This is a genomic window from Streptomyces sp. 1114.5, from assembly GCF_003635085.1.
Taxonomy (GTDB): Bacteria; Actinomycetota; Actinomycetes; order Streptomycetales; family Streptomycetaceae; genus Kitasatospora.
In genome coordinates this window covers 77,322-100,482 of record NZ_RBXE01000003.1, presented here as the reverse complement: position 1 = coordinate 100,482, position 23,161 = coordinate 77,322, and the positions used below count along the sequence as shown (strand labels likewise).

19 protein-coding genes are annotated in these 23,161 nt (G+C 72.6%); 7 read left to right on the top strand and 12 right to left on the bottom strand.

Annotated features, from left to right (window positions below):
• Window positions 1–149 precede the first annotated feature (149 nt).
• Window positions 150–920: a hypothetical protein gene (locus BX285_RS31845; protein ID WP_121179162.1), complete on the bottom strand. Its 771-nt coding sequence runs from the start codon at window positions 918–920 to the stop codon at window positions 150–152.
• Between the two features lie 544 nt (window positions 921–1,464).
• Between BX285_RS31845 and BX285_RS31840 the strand changes: the two genes are divergently transcribed.
• Complete coding sequence (locus BX285_RS31840) at window positions 1,465–4,188, top strand: beta-L-arabinofuranosidase domain-containing protein (protein ID WP_121179161.1); 2,724 nt, start codon at window positions 1,465–1,467, stop codon at window positions 4,186–4,188.
• Window positions 4,189–4,292: 104 nt separating this feature from the next.
• Here the strand turns inward: BX285_RS31840 and BX285_RS31835 are convergent, their stop codons facing one another.
• From BX285_RS31835 to BX285_RS31815, 5 genes are all read right to left on the bottom strand, one after another.
• The gene (locus tag BX285_RS31835) at window positions 4,293–5,282 is read right to left on the bottom strand and encodes an aldo/keto reductase (protein WP_097240789.1); all 990 of its coding nucleotides are present in this window, start codon (window positions 5,280–5,282) and stop codon (window positions 4,293–4,295) included.
• 234 nt (window positions 5,283–5,516) lie between these two features.
• Window positions 5,517–6,653 carry a nucleotide disphospho-sugar-binding domain-containing protein gene (locus tag BX285_RS31830; RefSeq protein WP_183107296.1) on the bottom strand — a complete coding sequence of 379 codons (1,137 nt, stop codon included), beginning with the start codon at window positions 6,651–6,653 and terminating at the stop codon, window positions 5,517–5,519.
• Window positions 6,654–7,043: 390 nt separating this feature from the next.
• On the bottom strand, window positions 7,044–7,685 hold the full coding sequence (pcp, locus tag BX285_RS31825; RefSeq protein WP_121179159.1) for a pyroglutamyl-peptidase I: 642 nt from the start codon (window positions 7,683–7,685) through the stop codon (window positions 7,044–7,046).
• Window positions 7,686–7,753: 68 nt separating this feature from the next.
• Window positions 7,754–8,722 carry a DUF979 domain-containing protein gene (locus BX285_RS31820; RefSeq protein WP_121179158.1) on the bottom strand — a complete coding sequence of 323 codons (969 nt, stop codon included), beginning with the start codon at window positions 8,720–8,722 and terminating at the stop codon, window positions 7,754–7,756.
• Entirely contained in the window at window positions 8,719–9,438 is a 720-nt protein-coding gene (locus tag BX285_RS31815) for a DUF969 domain-containing protein (RefSeq protein WP_097240793.1), read from the bottom strand. Before BX285_RS31815 ends, BX285_RS31820 begins: the two co-directional genes overlap by 4 nt.
• Window positions 9,439–9,626: 188 nt before the next feature.
• Between BX285_RS31815 and BX285_RS31810 the strand changes: the two genes are divergently transcribed.
• The 3 genes from BX285_RS31810 to BX285_RS31800 all read left to right on the top strand — a co-directional run bounded on the left by BX285_RS31810 (window position 9,627) and on the right by BX285_RS31800 (window position 11,901).
• Entirely contained in the window at window positions 9,627–10,316 is a 690-nt protein-coding gene (locus tag BX285_RS31810) for a GntR family transcriptional regulator (RefSeq protein ID WP_097240794.1), read from the top strand.
• Between the two features lie 108 nt (window positions 10,317–10,424).
• Window positions 10,425–11,078 (top strand): hypothetical protein, encoded by a 654-nt coding sequence (locus tag BX285_RS31805; RefSeq protein ID WP_121179157.1) that lies wholly within the window; start codon window positions 10,425–10,427, stop codon window positions 11,076–11,078.
• Between the two features lie 220 nt (window positions 11,079–11,298).
• Entirely contained in the window at window positions 11,299–11,901 is a 603-nt protein-coding gene (locus BX285_RS31800; RefSeq protein ID WP_097240796.1) for a hypothetical protein, read from the top strand.
• A gap of 95 nt (window positions 11,902–11,996) precedes the next feature.
• On the opposite strand, the gene BX285_RS31795 is transcribed toward BX285_RS31800, so the two are convergent.
• The 3 genes from BX285_RS31795 to BX285_RS31785 form a co-directional block, all read right to left on the bottom strand.
• Window positions 11,997–12,218, bottom strand: a complete 222-nt coding sequence (locus tag BX285_RS31795; RefSeq protein ID WP_097240797.1) for a helix-turn-helix transcriptional regulator — start codon at window positions 12,216–12,218, stop codon at window positions 11,997–11,999.
• A complete protein-coding gene (locus BX285_RS31790) occupies window positions 12,218–12,709 on the bottom strand; it encodes a DUF2975 domain-containing protein (protein WP_121179156.1) in 492 nt (163 codons plus the stop codon). The genes BX285_RS31795 and BX285_RS31790 overlap by 1 nt, the downstream gene beginning before the upstream one ends.
• Window positions 12,710–12,878: 169 nt before the next feature.
• Entirely contained in the window at window positions 12,879–13,448 is a 570-nt protein-coding gene (locus BX285_RS31785; protein WP_097240799.1) for an NADPH-dependent FMN reductase, read from the bottom strand.
• 196 nt (window positions 13,449–13,644) lie between these two features.
• Between BX285_RS31785 and BX285_RS31780 the strand changes: the two genes are divergently transcribed.
• The 3 genes from BX285_RS31780 to BX285_RS31770 all read left to right on the top strand — a co-directional run bounded on the left by BX285_RS31780 (window position 13,645) and on the right by BX285_RS31770 (window position 16,540).
• Window positions 13,645–14,574 (top strand): pirin family protein, encoded by a 930-nt coding sequence (locus BX285_RS31780; RefSeq protein WP_121179155.1) that lies wholly within the window; start codon window positions 13,645–13,647, stop codon window positions 14,572–14,574.
• Complete coding sequence (locus tag BX285_RS31775) at window positions 14,571–15,722, top strand: MFS transporter (protein WP_121179154.1); 1,152 nt, start codon at window positions 14,571–14,573, stop codon at window positions 15,720–15,722. The genes BX285_RS31780 and BX285_RS31775 overlap by 4 nt, the downstream gene beginning before the upstream one ends.
• Before the next feature lie 143 nt (window positions 15,723–15,865).
• Window positions 15,866–16,540, top strand: coding sequence for a TetR/AcrR family transcriptional regulator (locus BX285_RS31770; RefSeq protein ID WP_097240802.1), 675 nt, complete (start codon window positions 15,866–15,868; stop codon window positions 16,538–16,540).
• On the opposite strand, the gene BX285_RS31765 is transcribed toward BX285_RS31770, so the two are convergent.
• From BX285_RS31765 to BX285_RS31755, 3 genes are all read right to left on the bottom strand, one after another.
• Window positions 16,491–18,014: an amino acid permease gene (locus BX285_RS31765; protein WP_121179153.1), complete on the bottom strand. Its 1,524-nt coding sequence runs from the start codon at window positions 18,012–18,014 to the stop codon at window positions 16,491–16,493. The two genes, BX285_RS31770 and BX285_RS31765, sit on opposite strands and share 50 nt — an antisense overlap.
• Before the next feature lie 389 nt (window positions 18,015–18,403).
• Complete coding sequence (locus BX285_RS31760; protein ID WP_121179152.1) at window positions 18,404–21,430, bottom strand: glycoside hydrolase family 2 TIM barrel-domain containing protein; 3,027 nt, start codon at window positions 21,428–21,430, stop codon at window positions 18,404–18,406.
• 194 nt (window positions 21,431–21,624) lie between these two features.
• Window positions 21,625–23,157: a DHA2 family efflux MFS transporter permease subunit gene (locus BX285_RS31755; RefSeq protein WP_121179151.1), complete on the bottom strand. Its 1,533-nt coding sequence runs from the start codon at window positions 23,155–23,157 to the stop codon at window positions 21,625–21,627.
• Between the last annotated feature and the right edge of the window lie 4 nt (window positions 23,158–23,161).

Here is a 23,161-nt window from a genome sequence, read left to right as displayed (position 1 = left end):
GCCCGTAGGGCAAGCCTTGAGCCGATGGCTGAAACCTGATCGTGATGAACGCCGGCCGCTCAAGCAGCCACCTGCGGCGGGAATCGGGCGCGCAAGAGGCAAGCCCCGGGCCGCCGGCCCGGGGCTTGCCCGTCAACCGCCGGACCGCCCTAGATGCTCGATCCGCCGCCGGAGGTGTTGTTCCACCAGGCGCTGTAGGCGTTCAGCGAGTACCGCTTCTGCACGCCGCCGGTCGAGGTGATCTCGATGCCGAACTGCATCGTGTCGAAGGTGGTGTTGCGCAGGAGGTTCTGCGACGCGGCCCAGCGCCAGACCGCCGAGGCGTCGATGGTGCCGGTGTCGGTCTGCTGGGCGGGGATGAGCTGCAGGACGTTCCAGCCGGGATCGGCCTGCCAGACCGACGCGTACCGGATGCCGCCGATGGTCACGTTGGACGCGATCTGCCGTCCCCAGCCGCCTGCCGACGTGCCGGACCAGCTGGTGAAGACCATGATCTCGTCCTGGTTGCCGGTCGACCAGAGGTCGCTCGTCCAGTCCCACCAGTCACCGCCGGCGACGGGAGCCGACGACGTGTTGTACCAGAAGCCCGCCGAGTTCAGCTGCGACAGCGGCGTCCGGGGCCGGACCCCGGTGTTCGGGTAGGACTTGACCCCGCCGCCGGAGTGGTCGGCGTCGACGTACCAGGACCTGATGCTGTTGACGGTCAGGCACTGCGGTCCGTGGTTCTGGCCCCAGACGTCGTTGTAGACCGTCCAGGTGCCCTGGGTGTACTGACCCCACTGGTCGCAGGTGGAGTACACCTGGGCCTGTGCCGGAGACGCGATGCTCAGGAACGCTGCGATCAGGGTGGCGATCAGGGCCGGCCGACCGAAGCCGGCCGACTTCTTGCCGCGGATGGATTCACGGGTGTGCCATCTCATGTGTCCCTCCAAGGACGGCGATGGGTTGTTCCGGACTCCCGGTCCGGTGGCGGGACCTGACGGCCGTCAGGTGTCGCCCGCCGGCGAATCCGGGTTCGGGACGGCGCGGCTCGGCCCCGTCGGAGGTGGCGCGCTCAAGAACTGCGGGAACGGCGCCCGGTCCCCTGACCTTCGAGCACCGGGCTTGCCGGACGCAGGTGCGAAGGGTCGAAGCGCTTGCGCCCGTGGACAGTAGTAATGACGGAGCCTCAGCACAGCAAGGCCGTGCGCAGGAGGACACAGCTCTTTCACCTGTCGACTGTCGAACCGCCCTCGAAGGACTGTCGAACCGCTTCCGAACGGCAACGGCTGCAGGAGCGCACGGGGCGAGGGACGGCTTGGCCCGCACTGCCGGCGAGAGTATTGACACGCTAATTGTGAGCGTTAACACTCTTGCAACAGGCGGGCGCCGCACCAAGCCCCCTGGGCGGCGACGCGCGCTCATGCGAAGGACTGCGGCCGCTGTACTCCCCGTTTTCTCCTCTTACGCACGATGGAGTTCGCCATGCCGGCTCACCCCTTCAGCCGCCGTGCCGTGTTCAAGGCGACCGGCGCCGCGGCCGTGGCCGCAGCCGCCGGCCCCGTCCTCGGTCCGGTCACCGCCGCGGCGGATACGCCCCCGGTCAGGTCCGACGTCGGAGTGTCGACGGTCCCGTTCGAGCTGGGCCAGGTCCGGCTCACCAGCAGCCGATGGCTCGACAACCAGAACCGCACCCTGGCCTACCTCCGCTTCGTCGACGTCGACCGCCTGCTGTACAACTTCCGCGCCAACCACCGGCTCTCCACCAACGCCGCTGCCGCGAACGGTGGTTGGGACGACCCGGGGTTCCCCTTCCGCACCCACGTGCAGGGCCACTTCCTCTCGGCGTGGGCCCAGGCCGCCGTCGCGCTCGGCGACACCACCTGCCGCGACAAGGCCGACCGGATGGTGGCCGAACTCGCCAAGTGCCAGGCCAACAACGCTGCCGCGGGCTTCTCCGCCGGCTACCTGTCGGGCTTCCCCGAGGCCGACTTCGCCAGCCTCGAAGCGGGCAGGCTGAGCAACGGCAACGTCCCGTACTACTGCGTCCACAAGACCATGGCCGGTCTGCTCGACGTGTGGCGCCTCCTGGACAACACCCAGGCCCGCGACGTGCTCCTCGCGCTCGCCGACTGGGTCGACCGCCGCACCGCCGCGCTCGGCTACAGCACGATGCAGTCGGTGCTGGGCACCGAGTTCGGCGGAATGAGCGAGGTGCTGGCCGATCTGTGCCAACAGACCGGTGACACCCGCTGGCTGACCACCGCTCAGCGCTTCGACCACGCCGCCGTCCTCGACCCGCTCGCCGCGAACCTGGACCGGCTCAACGGCCTGCACGCCAACACGCAGGTGCCCAAGTGGATCGGAGCCGTCCGCGCGTACAAGGCCACCGGGACGACCCGCTACCGCGACATCGCCGCCAACGCCTGGGCGATCACCACCGGCTCGCACACCTACGCCATCGGCGGCAACAGCCAGGCGGAGCACTTCCGGGCCGCGAACGCCGTCTCCGGCTACCTCACCGACGACACCTGCGAACTCTGCAACTCCTACAACATGCTCAAGCTGACCCGGGAACTGTGGCAGCTGAACCCGGACCAGGCCTCGTACTTCGACTTCTACGAGAAGACGCTGCTCAACCACGTCCTCGGCGCCCAGAACCCGGCCGACCCGCACGGCCACATCACCTACTTCAGCTCCCTCAACCCGGGTGGCCGCCGGGGCAAGGGCCCGGCCTGGGGCGGCGGCACCTGGAGCACCGACTACGGCACCTTCTGGTGCTGCCAGGGAACGGGTGTCGAGTCCAACACCAAGCTGATGGACTCCGTCTACTTCCACGACGGCACCACCCTCACGGTGAACCTGTTCCTGCCGTCCGTCCTGGACTGGACCCAGCGGGGCATCACCGTCACCCAGACCACCGCGTTCCCGGCCGAGGACACCACGACGCTCAAGGTCACCGGCAGCGTCGGCGGGACGTGGTCCCTGCGCGTCCGCATCCCCGGGTGGACCTCGGGCGCCGTCGTCAGCGTCAACGGCGTCGCGCAGAGCGTCGCGGCCACCCCGGGCACGTACGCCACCCTCACCCGGTCCTGGGCCTCCGGCGACACCGTCACCGTGAAGCTCCCGATGCGGGTGGCCCTCCAAGCCGCCAACGACAGCCCGGGCGTCGCGGCGGTCACCTACGGCCCCGCCGTCCTGGCCGGCAACTACGGCAGCACCGCGCTGTCCGCCCTCCCGGCCCTGGACGCCGCCACGATCACCCGGACCAGCAGCACCGCCCTCGCCTTCACGGCCACCGCCGACGGAGCGAAGGTCGACCTCGGCCCGTTCCACGACGCCCAGGGCTTCAACTACACCGTCTACTGGCGGACCGACAGCGCGAGCTTCCGTCTGGTCAACGCGGCCAGCGGCCTCGTCCTCGGCATCCAGAACATGTCCACCGCCGACGGCGGCCTCGCCCTGCAGTGGCCCGACACCGGCACCGCCGACCACAACTGGGCCCTCGTCGTCGACGGCGCCGCACTGCGGCTGCGCAACGCCAACAGCGGCAAGGTCCTCGGCGTGAAGGACATGTCCACCGCCGACAACGCCCCGATCCTCCAGTGGGCCGACTCGGGCACCGCCGACCACCGGTGGACCGTCGTCGACGCCGGCAACGGCTACTACAAGCTCCAGAACGTCAACAGCGGCAAGCTGCTCGGCATCGCCGGCGGCTCCACCGCCCAGGGCGCCGCAGCCGTCCAGCTGCCCGACAGCGGTTCCGCCGCCGGCCAGTGGCAGTTCGCCCCCGTCGGCGCCCGGCGGATCCAGAACGTCGCCAGCGGGCGGCTGCTCGGCATCCGGGACATGTCCACCGCCGACGGCGGCCTGGCCATCCAGTGGGACGACAACGGCACCGCCGACCACCTCTGGACGGCCGCCCTCGACACCGGCGGCTACCTGCGCCTGCGCAACGCCAACAGCGGCAAGGTCCTCGCCACGGAGAACGGCGGCACCGCCAACGGCACCCGGATCGTCCAGTGGGCCGACAACGGCGCCGCCGACCACCGGTGGCGCCTGCGCCACGGTGGCGGCGACACCTTCCGGATCCAGTGCGCCGACAGCGGCCGCGTCCTCGGCATCTCCGGTGCCTCCACCGCCTCGGGAGCGCAGGCCGTGCTCTGGGACGACAACGGCACCGGCGACCACCTGTGGCGGTTCATCTGATCCGGCGCCGGATCACGGTCGCCGCGGGGTGATCGCAGCCGGATCCCGCAGCGACGCTGCCCGGATCCGGCTGCGATCAGCGGCGGTCGCTCAGCGGTGGTCGTTCAGCGGTTCACCGCCCGCATCCCGTCCTCGTCGTAGCGCTCGCCCGCCACCTCGGGCAGCTCGGCGTCGATCCGGGCCAGGTCGTCCTCGGTCAACTCGACGTCGACCGCGCCCGCGTTCTGCTCCAGATAGGTGCGGCGCTTGGTACCGGGGATCGGCACGAGGTCCTCGCCGCGGGCGAGGACCCAGGCGATCGCCAACTGGGCCGGAGTGACGCTCTTCTCCGCGGCGATCTCCTTCACCTTCTCCGCGAGCCGCAGGTTGGCGGCCAGGTTGGCCTCGGTGAAGCGGGGGTTGGTGCGGCGGAAGTCGTCCTTGTCGAGCTCGTCCGGGGAGCTGAAGCGGCCCGCGAGGAAGCCGCGGCCCAGCGGGGAGTACGGCACGAAGCCGATTCCGAGCTCCCGGCAGGTGGGGAGCACCTCGGCTTCCACGTCCCGCGTCCAGAGCGAGTACTCGCTCTGGACGGCGGTGACCGGGTGGACGGCGTGGGCGCGGCGGATGGTCTCGCCGCTCGCCTCGCTCAGCCCGATGTACCGCACCTTTCCCTCGGCGACCAGTTCGCCGAGCGCGCCGACGGTCTCCTCGATGGGCACGGTCGGGTCGACCCGGTGCTGGTAGTACAGGTCGATGCGGTCGGTGCCGAGCCGCGCGAGCGAACCGTGGACGGAGCTGCGCACGTGCTCGGCGGAGCCGTCCTGGCGGCCCACGGTCGACATGTCGCCCGGAACGGCGTTGTCCATGCGGTAGTTGAACTTCGTGGCGATCACGTACTCGTCCCGGTGCCCGCGGACGGCTTCGCCGACCAAGGACTCGTTGGTGAGCGGTCCGTAGACCTGCGCGGTGTCGAGGAACGTGATGCCGAGGTCCAGGGCGCGGCGGATGGTCGCGACGCCCTCGTCCTGGTCGGCCGTGCCGTAGAAGGCGGACATCCCCATGCAGCCGAGGCCGATGGCGGACACCTGGAGGTCCCGCAGACTGCGCTGTTGCATGTGGCGTGCCGGCCCTTCGTCTCGTTCTTCCCATGGGCCGACGCCTTCCGACGCCCCGGTCCGGGCGACCGGCCGGCCTCGTCCCCTCGGGGAGGACCTTACGGTGTCGGGGCCGTCCGGAGGCGGAACGGCACGGCCGGGGGGCCAACGAGGCTCCCCGGCCCGCCGGTTGAGGTCTGGGACCGCCCACCCGACCGCCGGGGCGCCTCGCTCTCCCCTCCTGCGATCAGGCCGTCACCCGACCCGTGCCGCCCCGGCGGAGCCCAGGGCTTCGAATTCCGCCACCAGGTCGGCGGGGGAGGGGAGGGCGTCGATCTCCGCCTTCATGGCCGCGGCCGACTTCCGCAGGCCGTCGTCGGTGAGCAGCCGGTCGAGCAGGGCGGTGTCGACGGCGTCCAGGCTGGAGGACAGCGCGAAGCCGTTGGCCTGCCCGGCGGCGGCGTTGGCGAAGTTGTCGGCACCCTGGGGGAGGACCAGCTGGGGGACGCCCAGCGCGGCGGCGGTCATCATGCTGCCCGAGCCGCCGTGGTGGACGACGCCGTCGCTGGCCTGGAGCAGCTGGCTCAGCGGCACCCACGGCAGCGGCCGGACGTTGCCGGGCAGCGTGCCGAGCGGCGTGAGGTCCGCGTCGCCGGCGGCGAGCAGGATCTCGGCGTCGAGCGCCCCCGCCTGCTCGATCAGGCGGGAGACGGGCGCGATGCCCTCCCAGTCGGTGAACACCGTGCCCAGCGTCACCGCGATCCGCGGCCTGGTGCCGCGCCCGATCAGGTCGGCGGGGATCGTCCCGCCGCCGTTGTACGGCACGTACCGCACGCGCCAGCCCCCGCCGTCGCCGCCGAGCGAGGCCGGCACGACGTCCAGGACGGTGGACGCAGCGCTCGCCTCGACCCCCCGCGCGCGGTAGTCGTCGGCGAGCAGTCGGCGCAGGCGGGCCGCCGCCCCGCCCGAGGTGACCCCGAAGTTGTGCCGCACCGCGGGGATGCCGAACCTGGCGGCCACCAGCGGTGCGGCGCCCTGGAAGGACTCGTGCACGATGACGTCAGGCCGCCAGTCCTCCGCGACTTTCAGCAGGTCGTCGATGGTCGAGCGGCCGAACTCGGCGAAGCCGAGGGCGCTCAGTTCGTTCGTCTCGTCCTCCGTCCGCTCCGCGTCGGCGAACCGGACGTCCTTCGGGAGGGCGCGGGCGAAGGCCTCCCTGAGGGTGGTGCCGTCGCCGATCTCGACGACGGGCAGTCCGGTGTTGCGCAGGATCGCGACCGGCGGCTGGCCGGCGAACAGGACGTCGTGGCCGGCCGCCCGCAGGGCCAGTGCGGTGGGGATCACGGGGAAGATGTGGCCGACCGCCCCGGGGGCGGTGAACAGGACTCGCACGGTGGTTCTCCTGATGCAGACGGGTGCTCGTGGTCGGACGTGCTCGCGGTGCTGGGAGTGGGACCGTCCGCGGCCGGCCGGCAGGGCCCGTCCGCCCGGGACATCCGGGTCCGCCTTGATGTCGGCTGTGGCCACGTCGCCCCTGGTGAGCCGGTGACCGCCCCCCGGCGGTCACTGTGCGGACGATCCTGGCACGGCCCGTTCCGACCAGGCACTCGTATCTTCTGACAGATGTTCACCTCAGGTGCGGCCGGCTTTCCTTGGGCTTGACATCGGGCCGCTCCCCTTGCCATGCCGTCGCGTCTGTGTCCTGAACGGCCGCGTCCTGAACGGCCGCGTCTTCGCGCCCGCCGTGTCCGCGCGCCCGCTCCGAGAGGCCGGCGGACGGGTTCAGTGGACGGTGCCCTCGTGGGTGTGGATGTCGGTGGGGCGGGTCGAGGCGGCCAGCAGCGCGCGCACGGCGCGGGCGGTGGTGGCGGCGGGGAGGGACGGGGTGGCGGAGTCGAGGACCTGCTCGGGCAGGGCGGGGACGTGGACGAAGCCTCCGCGGGTGCCGGGGCGCTCGGCGGCGAGGAAGTGCATGAGGGCGTAGAAGACGTGGTTGCAGACGAAGGTCCCGGCGGTGTGGGACAGGGAAGCGGGCAGGCCTGCCTCCCGGACGGCGGCCACGCAGGCCTTGACGGGCAGGGTGGCGAAGTAGGCGGCGGGTCCGCCGGGGACGACGGGCCGGTCGACGGGTCGGCGGCCCGCGTTGTCGGGGATGCGCGCGTCGTCGACGTTGACGGCTATCCGCTCGACGGTGATGTCGGGCCTGCCGGTGGCCTGGCCGAGGCAGACCACCACGTCCGGCTCGGCTTCCCGGACGGCGGTGTGCAGTTCGTCGGCCGCCTGTCCGAAGACGCAGCTGAGCCGGGCGGGGGTGACGTGCAGTCCCGCGGGCGGGTTGTCGGCGACGAGACGGGCGACCTCCCAGGCGGGGTTGAGGGCGGCGCCGTCGAACGGCTCGAAGCCGGTGAGCAGGACCCGGGTCATGGGCGGTCAGGGCCTTTCCTGTCGATCGCGCGGTTCGGTCGGGGGATCCGGACGCAGGGCCGGCCGGCTCAGAACGCGAAGAGCGACATGATGGCGATGTTGCACACCAACAGGGCGCCTGCCGTGGGCAGTTGGGCCTTGATCGGGCCGTACTGGTCCTTGAGTTCGAGCAGTGCGGCCGGGACCAGGTTGAAGTTCGCGGCCATCGGGGTCGTCAGGGTGCCGCAGAAGCCGGCCAGCATCCCGACGGCCAGGACGACGGCGGGATCGCCGTGCAGTTGGGCGACCAGGACCGGCCAGCCGATGGCGGCGGTCATGACGGGGAACGCGGCGAAGGCGTTGCCCATGACGACGGTGAACACGGCCATGCCGACGCAGTAGAGCGCCACCGCGGTGTACTTGCTGCCGTCCGGCAGGAGATGGGTGGTGAGCTTGCCGACCTGGGTGCCGACGCCGGCGGTCTGGAAGATCGAGCCGAGGACGGCGAGGAGCTGGGGCAGCAGCAGGGACCAGCCCATGGCCTCCAGCAGCCCGCGGCCGGAGTGCAGGGCGACGGCGGGGTTGCGCTCGCGGGTGAGGAGGAGGGCGACGGCCAGGGCGACGAGCGCTCCGATGCCCAGTCCGAGGAGCGTCTCGCTGCCGGGCTGGAGGAGCGTGCCGCGGCCGAGGTGCACGCCCTTGAGGAGGGTGGCGCACAGCAGCGCGACGAGGGGCAGGGTGAGCGCGGGGACGAAGAGCCGGCTGCCGAGCCGGGCGGCGGAGGCGCCGCGCTGCTCGGGGGTGGTGGTCGCCGGGGTGCCGCGTCCGGTGAGCCCGAAGCCGGCCAGGCAGATCACGGCCAGGACGGCGACGCCCAGCGGCGCGGCGGGTGCCTTCTTCTCCGCGACCCACGTGCCGTAGCCGAAGCTCACGCCGAGCAGGCCCCAGAACGCGGCGCTGCCAAGGCGCTTGGGGTTGGTGCGGTCGACCGCCATCTGCGCGGCCATCGCGACGAAGACGGCCCCGACGAGCCAGTAGAGCCATTCGACCTTGATCACTTGGACCCCTCCCGGACACGGGCGGGGGCGGGGGCAGTGGTACCGGCGGCGGTCAGGTCACGCGTGAGGGTGCGGTCCAGGCGCAGCAGGCGCCCGCCGTGGACGAGGGTCGCGCAGATCGCGGTGGGAATCGCCCAGAGCGCGAGCTGCACCGGTTCCAGGCCGGTGTGATAGGTCGCGTTGACGAAGCCGGTGATCAGGAGGATCGAGCCGACGGCGAGGAAGCAGTCCTCGCCGAAGAAGAGGCCCACGGTGTCCGCGCTGGAGGCGAAGGAGCGCAGGCGCTCGCGGGCCCGGTCGGTCAGCGGGCCGTGCCTGCGTTCGGCGGCGGCCTCCGCCATCGGCGCGATCATCGGCCGCACCGCCTGGGCCGGGCCGCCGAGTGCGGTCAGGCCGAGTGCGGCGGCGAGTTGGCGGACCACCAGGTAGACCGCGAGGAGGCGGCCGGCGCTGACCTTCGCCAGCCGGTTCATCAGGGTGCGGGCCTGCTCCTGGAGTCCGTGGCGCTCCAGGAGGCCGATGACCGGCAGGGTGACGACGAAGAGGGTCACCGAGCGGCTGGAGGCGAAGCCCGTCCCGAACGCCTCCAGGACCTTGACCGGGCTCAGTCCGCCCAGCAGGCCGGTGAGGACGCCGGCCGCACCGACGACGAGGAGCGGATTGCGCCGGGTGGCGAAGCCCGCCACCACGACGAGGATGCCGACAAGAACGATCATGTTCCTGGCCGCCTTTCGGAGGGGTCTCCGCCGGACACGGTCCGCACCCGGCGGATGAAGGCCACGGCCCAACGGGCCGCGACCGTACGGGGGTTGCCGCGAGGCTAGGGGATTGTGGAACAATCCGACAAGACTTCGGGCGGTATCCCCTTCCGACGCCGACACGACACCAGGGGAGGAGCCGGACCATGACCGGGACCTTCGACACACTCGCCGCCGACCGGAACCGGCTCGAACGCACCGGCATCGCCCAACGGGTGGCCGACATCCTGCGCGAGCACATCACCGAAGGCCGGCTCACCCCGGGCACCCGCCTGTCGGAGGAAGCCCTGGGCGGAGCACTCGCCGTCTCACGCAACACGCTCCGCGAGGCCTTCCGCCTCCTGGCCGACCAGCGCCTCGTCGTCCACGAGCTGAACCGCGGCGTCTTCGTCCGGATCCTCACCCCCCGGGACGTCGCCGACATCTACACGCTGCGTCTCGCCCTGGAGATGGCCGGCGTACGGGCGCTGCGCAGCGCGAAACCGGAACACCTGTCCGCGCTGCGGGCCGCGCTCGCGCGCGCGGAGTCCGCCGAGGCACTGGACGACTGGGTCGCCGTGGGCACCGCCGACCTGCACTTCCACCAGGCCGTCGCCGGACTGGCCGGCAGCGACCGGATCGACGAGTGCATGGCCAGGCTGGTCGCGGAACTGCGCCTGGCCTTCGCGGCGGTCCCCTCGGCCCACGGATTCCACGAGCCGTTCCTGCGCCGCAACCAGACGATCGCCGGCCTGCTGGAATCCGGCGAGATCGACGACGCCGAAGTCGAGCTGACGCGCTATCTGGACGACGCCCGCACGGTGATCGTCCAGGCCATGACGGAAGCCGGCCCGTGACGGTTACCGGCCCGTGACGGTCACCGGCCCGAGCAGCGCCGGCCGCGGGACGGTGTGTCAGAGCCACGGTCTACGCTCCGGATCACCTACGAGCTCGGGGGAGACCGGATGTTCTACGACGATTACGACTACCTGCCCGCCCTGTTCACGGCCGTGGCCGACCCGTCCGAGGTGAAGCGGACCGTCGACGGCTGGCGGATCGAGCGGGTCGGTCCGATCCAGGGGGCTGCCGACCACTGCACGATCCACGACCCGCTGGGGTGGGAGGGCATGAACGTCCGGATGCGGCCCGGCGGCACGCCCGTCTACCTGGTCTCCCGCGAGGACGCACCCGCGGTCCCGGTGGCCGCTCTGGTGCACCCCACCGAGACCCTCCCGGTCCGGATGGACGACTGCGGCGACGGCTTGGCGACCCCCTCCGGACTCGTCGTGCTGCACGCCGACCCCAGCACCACCCGGATCGAACCGGCCGCCCGGATGCTCGAACGCACCTGGGCCACGCTGCACGCGCGCGCCGCCGAAGGCAGCGGCTGGCTGCTGGAGAACTTCCGCGAGAGCCTCCGGGACGCCTCGGTGGACCCGTCCGACTGGCCGGTGGACCCGATCGAGGGCGACTTCGCGAACGACTGGCTGATGATCCCGGACGAAGCCGGCACCGGCACCGTCCTGGGCATCCTGGTCAGCCCGGACGGGTGCAACACGACCGCGTGCCTGGACGCCGACGGCAAAACGGTGGCGACCCTGCTCACCTTCGACCACTGACCCACGGGCTCCATCCCGAACGGCCAGGCGGGGCACCGCAGGTGCCCCACCGCTCTTCGTTCCGCTCGAACGTGTTCCGGCCAAGTTGAGCTCTTCACAGTCCGAACATCAGACATACGCATGATCTCCTCACTAGGGTGAGGCCCGATCCACCGCTCGTCCATCCCCCCGACCAGCGGGCATCACGCATGCCCGCCGCCAGGACTGGAGTGAACCGATCATGCATCCTCGCCACCTGTGGAAGCGCCTCACCGGCGCGGTCGTCCGCCGCGGCCTCGGCGCCACCATGGGCGCGCTCGCGCTCATCGCCTCGTTCGTCCTCGCGGGCACCGCCGCCGGCACGTCGAACGCGGCCGCCCAGCCGGCCGGCGTCAGCAGCGGCGGCCAGTGGGCCTGCTCCGGCGCCGCCATCCCGAACGGATACGTCCTCACCGCCTTCAACAAGGACGGCTGCAGCGGCTGGGGCTCGTGGTTCCAGCAGCCGGACGCGGACGGGCTCTACAGCTGCGGCGGCTCCCCGATCTACTCGGGCTACGTCCTCACCGACTACCTGAGCTTCGGCTGCAACGGGATGGGCTCCTGGCAGCACAGCCTCGTCAAGGACGGGATCTGGACCTGCGGCGGTTCCCCGATCGTTCCGGGGTACGTGGTGACCGGCTACCAGGTCCCCGGCTGCCACAACGTCGGCGCCTGGTACCACCAGATCGCGAAGCCCGGCCTGCTCGTCTGCCCCAACTCGCCGATCCCGCCGGGCTTCCTCGCGGGCGCCTACTGGGCGGCCGGCTGCACCGGCCACGGCGGCTACTTCCTCTCCCGCGCCTGATCCCACCGGCCGGTCCGCCGGGGCACCGCACGACGTGTGCCACCCCGGCGGACCGGCCGGCGACCGGGAGCGGATCCGACCACGTATGCCGTGATTCATCCGCTCCCGGTGCCGTCGGCCTCCCAGCGGAGCAGGTCGCCCGGCTGGCATTCGAGCACCTCGCAGAGCGCGGCGAGGGTGGCGAAGCGCACCGCCTTGGCGCGGCCGTTCTTGAGGACCGCCAGGTTGGCGGGCGTGATCCCCACGCGGTCCGCGAGTTCGCCGACGGACATCTTCCGTCTGGCCAGCATCACGTCGATGTCGACGGCGATCGGCATCAGATCACCTCGTCCAACTCGGCCTGCATCCGGGCCGCTTCGACGTCGCGGGCGACGGCCTGGGCGAGCAGCTTGCGCAGCACGAGGACGATGAGGGCGACGCCGAGGACGGCCACGCCGATCCCGGCCATGATGCCGGTGACGCCCGGGTCGTCGCGCTGGCCGGGTGCGTTCACGGCGGTGATCGCGAACCACGCGAGCGCGGCCGCGACGATGGCCCCGATGATGCCGTCCACGTAGCGGAAGGCGGCGTGGGAGAAGACGGTTCCGTGTCGCACCATCGTCACCAGCCGCCAGACGCAGCCCATGGCGACCTGGGCCGTGCCGATGCCCAGGATCGTGATCACGCGCAGTGCGGTCAACGGGAGCGAACCGCCCTCCTGGTCCTTCCCGCTGACCAGCGCCCACACCATCAAGACCTGGACGAGCACGCTGCCGGTGAGCACCACCACGAGCACGGCGCGCAGCGCGCGCACTGTCAGCTTTCCCAAGACCTGTCCTCCCATCGAGTTGCGATGGGAATCTATCGAATCTCGATAGGTTAGGCAAGGGAAGGAGTCGGCGGATGCGGCGGAGCCCCGCCGGGCGGGTGCTCGGCGGGGCTCGGTACCGCGTGGGGGCGGTGGGTTCCGGGTTGGGGCGGGTGTGCTGTGGGGCGGGTCAGGCGCGGGCGTCGATCTTGCCCTGGAGGGCGGTGAGCAGGTCCTTCAGGATGCCGATGGTGACCTCGTCGGCGAGCTCGCCCTCGCCGTCGAAGCGCTCGTGCGAGCGGAAGGCGACCAGCTCGGGCTTGACCACCACGTCGCTGTCGGTCCAGACGAAGACCTGGCGCAGCGCCAGCTGGGCGCGGACGGAGCCGAAGTTGGTGGGCGCGGCGCCCATGATCGCGGTGGGCTTGCGGTGCAGCGGCAGGCCCTCGTTCTTGGTCCAGTCGGTGCTCAGCCAGTCCAGGGCGTTCTTGAGCACGCCGGGGATCGAGTAGTTGAACTCGGGGGTGGCGATGAGCAGGCCGTCCGCGGCGAGCACCTTGCGGCGCAGCTCCTCGACGACGGCCGGGCGCACGCCGGGGTGGTCGAGGTCGTAGTCGTACGGCGGGATGTCGCGCAGGCCGTCGTAGATCTCGATGTCCATGCCGGTGGGGTTGTGCGTCCGGGCGGCGCGCAGCAGGGCGGTGTTGTGCGAGTCGGCGCGCAGCGAACCGGAGATGGCGAAGACCTTGGACGCGCTCATGACGGTGCTCCTTGCGGTGTGGTGCGGGCGGGTCTGCCCGGTGCGGGGCGGGGGTGGGGCGGCGGCCGTTCCGACGTCAGGTCGGTTCCGGCCGGCGGTCGTTCCGACGCCGAGAAATCTAAACCGTTCAGTTCAATGCGTCAACCAGACAGTTCAGTCTTGACTCTGAACTGGGAGGTGTAGTTCAGTTTTCGGCATGACGACGACTCAGCTCGCCGCGGCCCAGGCCGCCCCCGTAAGCCCGTCCGCTCCCGTCCACGCGTCCGCCCCGGTCCGATCGACGGCTACCGTCATCGATCCCGTGCACACCTTCGAGGGTGCGGGCTTCCCCGTCCGCCGCCCGTTCCCGGTGGCCGAGCTCCCGATGCTCGATCCGTTCCTGATGGTCGACCAGACCGGTCCGCTGCTGCTCGCCCCCGGCGAGGCCAAGGGCGCTCCTGCCCATCCGCACCGCGGTTTCGAGGCGGTCTCCTACCTCATCGAAGGCTCGATGGACTGGGCCGACTCGACCGGGCGGCGCGGCACCAGCGTCGCGGGCGAGGTGGAGTGGCTCACCGCCGGTGCGGGCATCGTCCACTCCAACGAGCCGACCGCCGAACTCCTCGCCCGCGGCGGCCGCCAGCACATGCTCCAGATCTGGGTGAACCTGCCCGCCCGGCTGAAGGACCTCCCGGCCCGCAGCCAGAACCAGGGGCCCGAGACCATCCCGGTGGTGCACACCGAGGACGGCAGCCGGGTCAAGGTGATCGCGGGCCGCAGCCACGGCGTGGCCGGGCCGTTCGAGACGCACCTGCCGGTCCTGCTCGCGCACGCCGTGCTGCCCGCCGGAGGACAGGCCGAGTTCACGGTGCCGACCGGCCACAACGCCGCCGTCTACGTGCTCTCCGGCGCCGTCGAACTGCCCGACGCGCAGCTGGCGGACGGCCGGCTCGCGGTGCTGGCGCACGACGGCGAGCGGATCGCCGTCGCCGCGCCGCACGGCGAGGCCGAGGTGCTGGTCCTGGCCGGTGAGCCGATCGGTGAGCCGGTGGCCCGCGGCGGCCCGTTCGTGATGAACACCGCGGCCGAGCTCCGCCAGGCCCAACTCGACTTCGCGAACGGCAAGTTCGGAACGATCCCGGAATGAGCACGGGAACGCGGAACACGGCGGCGGGCGCGGGCGCGCGCTCGGCGCCCGCCAGCCGTGGGGCAGGAGGGACGCTGCGCGCCGGCCTGCTGCTCGCGGCGCTCGCCGCCCCGGGAGCAGCCGGACTCTCCGCTCCGAGCCTCGTCCTGCCCGCCATCGCACGGGACCTGCACACCGGTCCCGGCCCGGCCGCCTGGCTGATGAGCGGCTACGGGCTCGGCATGATGCTCGGCACCCCGCTGCTCACCGGTACGGCCGGGCGGCGCGGCCCCCGGGCTCTGCTGCTCGCCTCCGCGGGCGCGCTGCTGATCGGCGTGCTGGTCACGCTCGCCGCCGGGACGGCCCTGGGCCCGCTGGTGGCCGGGCGCGCTGTGCTGGCGGTCGGTGCGGCCGGTTTCAACGTGGCCGCCTTCCAGCTGGCGGCACGTCAACCGGACGCACGCGCCTCGGGCCTCGTCGCGATCGGCAGCGCGGCGGGCGGCACCGCCGGACTGTTCATCGGCGCGGCGGTGGCGGCCGGGCTGGGCTGGCGGGCCTGCCTGATGCTGCCGGTGCCGGCCCTGGCGGCGCTGCCGGCCGCACTGCGCGGGTGCGCCGCAGCGCAAACGGCGCAGGGCACGGGCGATCGCCCGGCGGCGCGCCGCTCCTTCCTCGGCCTGGACTCCCTGGCGGTGCCGCGCTTTCGCACCGTCGCGGCGGTGATGCTCGTCCTGGCGACCGTCAACTTCAGCCTGGTCTACGGCGCACCGCGGCGAGCCGCCGCGCTGACCGGCTGGAGCGCCGTCCAGACCGGCGCCGTCGCCTCGCTCGCCACCCTGTCCGGCGCGCTGCTCTCCTGGCTGCTGGTGCGCGCCGCGTCCCGGCTGGGCCTGCAGCGGACCGCCGGCCTGCTGCTCGGCGTCTCGTGCACCGCACTCGCGCTCGCCGCCTTCGCCCCCTGGGCACCGCTGGTGCTGCTGGGCGCCGGGGCCAGCGCCTGCGTCAACGCCGCCGGCCAGGGCGTCCTGACCGGCGCCGCCGCCCGGGCCGTGGCCCCGCAGCGCCAGCCGGAGGCGATCGGGCTGTTCAACCTGGTGTTCCTGCTCGGCGCGGCACTCGGCCCGCAGCTGGCGGCGTTCGGCGGGCGGATCGCCGGGCTGGGCCCGTAAGGAGTGTCGGACGGAGCCTTGCCGGGCCCGCGACGCCAGGTCCTCCGTCCCTGGTCCACCCCGCCAGCCGTGCCGACCGAACCGTTCAGTTTCCTATACTGGCCCGTACCATCTCCCCCCTGAGCACCCCGAGGAGAACCCCGATGGCCGCCGACAGCCCCCAGCCGGTCGACGAGTTCGGCATCCCGATCATCCCGAGCCCGGTCGACGCCGCCCAGCGGCGCCGGCAGGCGATCATCGACGCGGCCCTGGTCGAGTTCCTCAAGGAGGGCTACTCCGCCGCCTCGATGGACGCCATCACCGCACGCTCCGGCGTCTCCAAGGCGACCATCTACAAGCACTTCGGGAACAAGGAACGCCTCTTCCTCGCGGTGATCGGCGGCATACTGCCCACCACCTACGAGGACCTCAAGCCGTGGAACTCCACCATCGCCGAGGCCGACGACCTGCGCTCCGCACTGATCACGCTCACCCTCGACTGGACCCGCATCCTGCTGCGCCCCGACATCATGTCGCTGCGCCGCCTGGTGATCGGCGAGATCGACCGCTTCCCGCAGCTGGGCCAGCTCTGGTACCGGGTCAGCTACGACATGAACAACGGCCCGCTGATCGAGGCCTTCACCGAGCTGGACCGCCGAGGCCAGCTCACCGTCGAGGACCCGGTGCTGGCCGTGCAGCAGCTGGTGGCCTGCACGGTGGGCGTGCCGCAGCTGGTGCGCACGTTCCGTCCGGAAGCCGAACTGGACGAGGCCGAGATGCACCGGATGATCAGCTCCGGGGTCGACCTGTTCCTGGCACGGTACGCGCGGCAGCAGTGAGCGCAGCCACGGCGGGCTCGGCTTCCGGGTCCGCCGCGGGTTCCGCAGGGTCCGTGGGTGCCGCGGCCGGAGCGTCGTCCGGCCGGCGACGGCGCCGCCGCACCCCGGCCACCAGCAGCAGCACCGCCGTCCACGCACCGGTGCAGAGCACCTGGCTGCGGCTGCCCGGGTCCACCAGCATGAACACCAGCACCCCGGCCATCGCCGCCAGCGCCGCGTAGCCCAGGTACGGCAACCCCCGCACCGGGCCCGCCTGCCGCGACCCGCGCTCCTGCTCCCGCCCCTGCTGCCCCGGCCCGTCCGGACGCTGCCGCCGGCCGTGCAGCCGCAGGTGGGAGGCGGCGATCAGGATCCAGACCACCAGGATCGCCGTCCCGATGGAGTTCAGCAGGAACGGGAAGACGCTGCGCGGCCACCGCAGGCTGAGCACCACCGACACGAAGCCGAACGCGGCCGAGGCGAGCACGGCGCGCCCGGTACCGGCCGCGCCGTCGCCGCGGCCCGCCGACCGGCCGCGCCGGGTCAGCAGGCGCGGCGCGTCGCCGCGGGCCGCGAGGGCGTGCAGCATCCGCGAGGAGCCGTAGATGTTGGCGTTCATCGCCGACAGCAGGGCCACCAGTACGACGGCGTCCATCAGCTGCGCCGCGCCCGGCACCCCGATCCGTCCGATCGCGGCCGCGTACGGGCCGCCGGCGACCGCCGGATCGTCCCACGGCACCACGGCGACGATCACCGCCATCGAGCCGATGTAGAACAGCGCCACCCGCCACAGCACCGTGCGCACCGCCCGGCGCACCGCCGCCACCGGGTCCTCGCACTCGGCGGCGGCGATGGTCACCGTCTCCAGCCCGCCGTACGCGAACACCGCCGCGATGGTGCCCACCGCGACCCCGTGCCAGCCGTGCGGCAGCAGGCCGCCGTGCGCGGTCAGGTTCTCCGCGGCCGGAGTCCGGCCGGTGAGCACGGCGGCGGCGCCGAGCAGGATGAACGCGCAGATCGAGGCCGCCTTCACCCCGGCGAACCAGAACTCCAGCTCGCCGAAGCGCCGCACACCCGCCAGGTTCGTCCCGGTGAACAGCGCCATGAACGCCGCCACCCACACCCAGGCCGGTACCTGCGGCAGCCATCCCGCCACGATCCTGGACGCGCCGATCGCCTCCGCGGCCACGCTCACCACCAGCAGCGCCCAGTACATCCAGCCGGCCAGCAGCCCGGCCCACGGCCCCCAGGCGCGGGCGGCGTGCGCGGCGAACGACCCGGAGTCGGGGTGGGCGGCGGACATCTCGCCGAGCATCCGCATGACCACCACGGTGAGCGCCCCGGCCACCACGTACGACACCACGATCCCGGGCCCCGCCGCGGCGATCCCGACACCGGAGCCGACGAACAGCCCGGCTCCGATCGCACCGCCCAGCGCGATCATGGCGATGTGGCGCTGTCTCAGCCCACGACTGACCGACCGGTCCTCGGACATCACGACTCCCCCCGTTGTGATCCAACCGGGGGAGATCCTGGCCCCGACCGCCCGTCGTGATCAAGTCCTCCGGCCGCCCCGACCGAGGCGTGGACACCCGCCGACCACAGCGCGGGACGCCCCGCGGGCCACCTCCGGACCGGTCTCCTGCCCCGCGGCGTTGCCACGCGGGGGGCCCTTGGCACGACGGCGCCGCCGACGTAAGCCCGTGCGCTGCACCAGAGGTGAAGGATCGTCAGGCGACTGTGCGTACGATCCGGGCCGGCAGGCGCACCCCCTGGGAGCTGTTCAAGATCCGGACCACGCGAGCAGGTGCGCCTGTTCCGACCGGATCGGATGTCCGGGGCCCGCTTCACCGGTCCGCCCGCGCGGGCGGACCGGTTCCGACGTCACGGGCGGTGGAAGGGTGTGAGGCTGAGGGTGAAGTCGGCGGTGCCGAGTTCGAGCCGGTGCTGTGGCAGGACACCGGGTCCGCAAGCGGCGCTTCCGAGGCCCTGGACGGCGTGGTCGGTGTGCAGGTGGACGAGCGGGCCGGGGGTCAGCTCGGTCTGGTGCCGGGCGGCGGCGAGCTGCCGGTCGGTCCAGGCACGGGCGGACAGGTGGAAGGGTTCCTCGCCCCGGACGTGGATGGCGTCGGAGCCGTCGCTGATCCGCGCCCACCGCACGTCCATCCGGTTGCCGTTCTCCTGCGGGCGCACGTAGGGCGTCTGCAGCCGGTCGACCGTGGCGCGGAAGCGTCCGACGCGGACCGCCTGCCGGGAGTCCGGGTAGGCCTCGCCGGGGCCGGCGCCGAACCACTCGACCTGTGACCAGTCGGCGGGGAGCTGCCAGTCGAGGCCGATCCGGGCCAGTGAGCGGGAGGTGTTGCGGCGGACCAGTTCCCGGCGCTCTTCCGGCGGCAGGGCGGGGTCGACCATGGTGTCGGCGAAGTCGTCCGTCCGCTCGGGCCAGTGGCCCACCGGTTCGGCGTGCACGTGGAGCCGCAGGCCGGTCCCGTCGCTGGTCCAGCGATAGGTCGTCAGGTAGCCGCAGGCAACGGCGGCGGCGGCGCTGCGGACCACGACGGTCAGGCCCTGGGCGTCGGGCGTGACGGAGACGGTGCGGTGGCGCAGCCGGTCCAGGCCGCGCTCCTTCCAGTAGGCGGCGTCGCGCTGGGACCAGCCGCGGTCGTTGTCGGTGGGTGCGCGCCACAGGCCCAGGGTGGGGCCCTGCAGGGGCAGTCCGCCGAGGTCGAGGAGGCTGCCGGTGGCGGGGTCGAACCGGCCGGGCCCGAGCGTGACGAATCCGTCCGCGGCGTGCGGGGACATCAGCGGTGCGTCCGAGCGGTCGCGGCGCGGTGCGGAAAGCGGGAGTTGTCCCCAGGCGATGACGTGGCCCTCGGGCGCCCAGTCGGCGGGCTTGGCCAGCTCCGCCCGGACAGTCAGCCACAGTTCACCGCCGTCCTCGTCAGCGGCCTGCCAGGCCGGCGCGGGCAGCAGCAGTCGACCGTGGTCCCCGGCCGGCAGCTGCGGCGTGGGCAGTGTGCCGGCGGCGATTTCGACGCCCTCGCGCGCGAGCGACCAGGTGAACCGCAGGTGGGACAGGTCCAGGACTTCGTAGTGGTTCTCGACGCTCAGCGTTCCGGGCTCGGGGCCCGGGCCGATGCGGACGGGGGCGATGACCTTGGCGTACTCCAGCAGGCCGGGCGAGGGAGTGCCGTCGGGGAAGACCAGGCCGTCGCAGATGAAGTTGCCGTCGTGCAGGTCCTCGCCGAAGTCGCCGCCGTAGCCGAAGAATTCGCGGCCCTCTGCGTCGTGCGTGCGCAGCCCCTGGTCCATCCACTCCCACACCCAGCCGCCCTGCACCCGCGGGTACTCGTCGAAGAGCCGCGCGTACTCGGCCAGGGCGCCGGGTCCGTTGCCCATCGCGTGGGCGAACTCGGTGAGGAGGAAGGGCATGCGGTTGCGCGGATCGTCGGCCGGGTCGCCGGAGCCGGCTCTCGCGGGGTAGTGGATCTCGCCCGGGAGCAGCTGTCCGCGGCCGATGCGGGCGACGGCCGCGGGCGGGCGGTACATCTGGCCGTGGACGTCGGTGTACTCGCCGAGCCGGTCGGCCTCGTAGTGGATCGGACGGGAGGGGTCGCGCCGGCGCGCCCAGTCGGCCATCGCGCGCAGGTTCCGGCCGTCGCCCGCCTCGTTGCCCAGGGACCACAGGACGATGCTGGGGTGGTTCTTGTCCCGCTCGATCGTGCGCTCGATGCGGTCCAGGTAGGCGGCCTGCCAGCGCGGGTCGTCGGAGGGATTGCGCTCCCACGTGGTGGCGTCGGCGTACTCGAAGCCGTGGGTCTCCAGGTCGCATTCGAGGGTGACGTACAGGCCGAGTTCGTCGCACAGGTCGAGGAAGGCGGGGTGCGGCGGGTAGTGGGAGGTGCGGACGGCGTTGATGTTGTGACGCTTCATCAGCTCCACGTCGCGGCGCATGGCCTCCACGGAGAGGGCGCGGCCGTGGTCGGGGTCGAACTCGTGCCGGTTGACGCCCCGCAGCACCACGCGGCGCCCGTTGACCCGCAGGACGCCGTCCCCGTCGACGGCGACGGTGCGGAAGCCGAAGCGGACGCGCACGCGTTCGCTGCCGGTGGCCAGCCGGGCCTCGTACAGGTGCGGGTCCTCCGCGCTCCAGGGCCGCACCGCCGGGAACCGGAGCTCGCCGTCGGCCGGCTGGTCGTGGACGCCGAGGGCGGGGACGCTGATCCGCACGGGTGCGTCCGCGTCCGCGTCCACGCGCAACCGGCCCTCGCCGGTGGCGTCGTCGTAGTCGGCGCGGACGAAGACGTCCCGGATGCCACCGGCGGGGCGGGCCAGCAGTGCCACGTCGCGGAAGATGCCCGACAGGCGCCAGGTGTCCTGGTCCTCCAGGTAGGTGCCGGCGGAGAACTGGTGCACCCGCACGGCGAGCACGTTGCGGCCGGGCCTCAGCGCCTCGGTCACGTCGAACTCGGCCGCCAGCCGGCTGCCGTAGGTGACACCCAGCTCCCGGCCGTTGAGCCAGACCCGGGCGCAGGAGTCCACCCCCTCGAAACGCACCACCGCGGGCACGCCCTGCCAGGACTCCGGCAGGTCGAAGACGCGGCGGTAGTCACCGGTCTCGTTCTCGTCCGGGACGAACGGCGGGTCGAGCGGGATGGGGTAGGCGATGTTCAGGTAGACGGGCCGGCCGTAGCCGCGCAGCTGCCAGTGCGAGGGGACCGGCAGGGCGTCCCAGGAGCCGTCGTCGAACTCCGGGTCCTGGAACCCGTCCGGTTCGGCCCGCAGCGCCGGGGAGAACCGGAACGCCCACGGCCCGTTGAGGTCGATCCGGGGAGCATCGGAGTCCAGGACCGCGCGCGGCGCCGGCCTTCCGCGGCCGGGCACGAAGTCCTCGAAGTAGCGTGCAGGCATGCCTAAGCCCTCCGGGCGGTCTCGGGGGTGATGCGCGCGACCGTACTATCGAAGGCTTGTTGCGGGAAGACGCTCCCGCCGCTGCGGCCTCGACGGGCGCGCCTGCCATGCGAATGCGAGCTCCGGCCTGGGTGGAACGCCGGTCTGTGGCCGGCAACTTCGCTGCGTGTCGGAAACGGGTCCGGCCCGCGGGATCAGCGCCGGATTTCGACGCGTGCCCGTTCGCCGGCGGTGGGCAGCAGTGCGGGGATCAGGGCGAGGGCGATGAGGGCGGTGACCCAGGTGTAGGTGTGTTGGAAGGCGTGGGCGAGGTGGGGGGCGAGTGCCGTGCGCGCGGCGTCGTCCAGGGACTGTACGGCGGTGAGTGCGTCGCCGGTTTGTGTGGTGGTGGCGGCGGTGGGCAGTTGGTCGGTCATGGCGGTGGTGAGCAGGGTGGACATCAGGGCGGTGCCGGCCGCGCCGCAGACCTGTTGGACGATGGTGATGAGGGTGGTGGCGGCGGGGACGTCGCTGGGGGTGACGCTGCGGGTGGCGGCGGCCATGGCCGGCATCAGGGTCATGCCGATGCCCGTGCCGGTGACGGCGAGGGTGGCGACGAGGTGGGGGAAGGGGGTGTCGGCGGTGAGTTGGAGGGTGAAGGCGAGGAAGCCGGCGGCGGCGAGGGCGGTGCCGGTGGCCATGATCCGGCGGGAGGAGAAGCGGTCGGACAGGCGGCCGGCGAGTTGGATGGTGAGGCCGGTGGCGAGGGCTTGGGGGATGGCGAGCAGACCCACGTGGGTGGGGCTTTGGCCGCGGACGAGCTGGTAGTAGAGGGGGAGCAGGAGCATGGAGCCGAAGTAGCCGAGGCCGAACAGGGCGATGGTGGCGGCGGGTGCGGCGAAGGCGGGGCGGGTCAGCAGGCGTAGGTCGATCAGTGGCCGGTGTGTGGTCAGTGCCCGGACGGTGAAGGCGGTGACGAGGGCGGCTCCGGTCAGGGTGGGCAGGAGGGCGGCGGGTGCGGTGGGGTGTCCGTGTTCGGCGCCCAGGCCGTAGATGAGTGCGGCCAGGCCGGGGGAGAGCATGAGCAGGCCGGGCAGGTCCACGGGTGGGCGGGCGGCGGCGGTGCGGGCGTCGCGGGGCAGCAGGTGGGCGGCGAGGACGAGGGCGAGGGCGCCGAGGGGCAGGTTGAGGAGGAAGAGCCAGCGCCAGGAGGCTTCGTCGACGAGGCGGCCGCCGAGGACGGGGCCGGCGAGGGGGCCGATGAGGACGGGCAGGCCGAGCGTGCTCATGGTGCGGCCGGTGCGGGCGGGGTCGCCGGCGCGCAGCAGGATGGTCATGCCGACGGGCATCACCATGCCGGCGCCCAGGCCTTGCAGGACGCGGAAGGCGATCAGTGAGGGGGCGTCCCAGGCGGCACCGGCCAGGGCGGAGCCGAGCACGAACAGGGTGAGCGCGCCCAGGTAGAGGCGGCGGGTGCCGAAGCGTGCGATCGCCCAGGCGGTGGCGGGGGTGACGGTGGCCAGGGCCAGGGTGTAGCCGGTGGTGACCCACTGGATGGTGGCCAGTGGGGCGGCGAAGTCCCCGGCGAGGCGGTTGAGGGCGACGTTGACGATCGTGGTGTCGAGGACGGTCAGCAGCGAGCCGAGGACCACGACGGCGGCGAGGGCCGCGGTGCGCGGACCGGGCGGGCCCGCAGCGCCCGTCCCGCTGCCCGTCTTCGTGCCGGTGGTGGTTGTGGCCGTGGTCATGGTT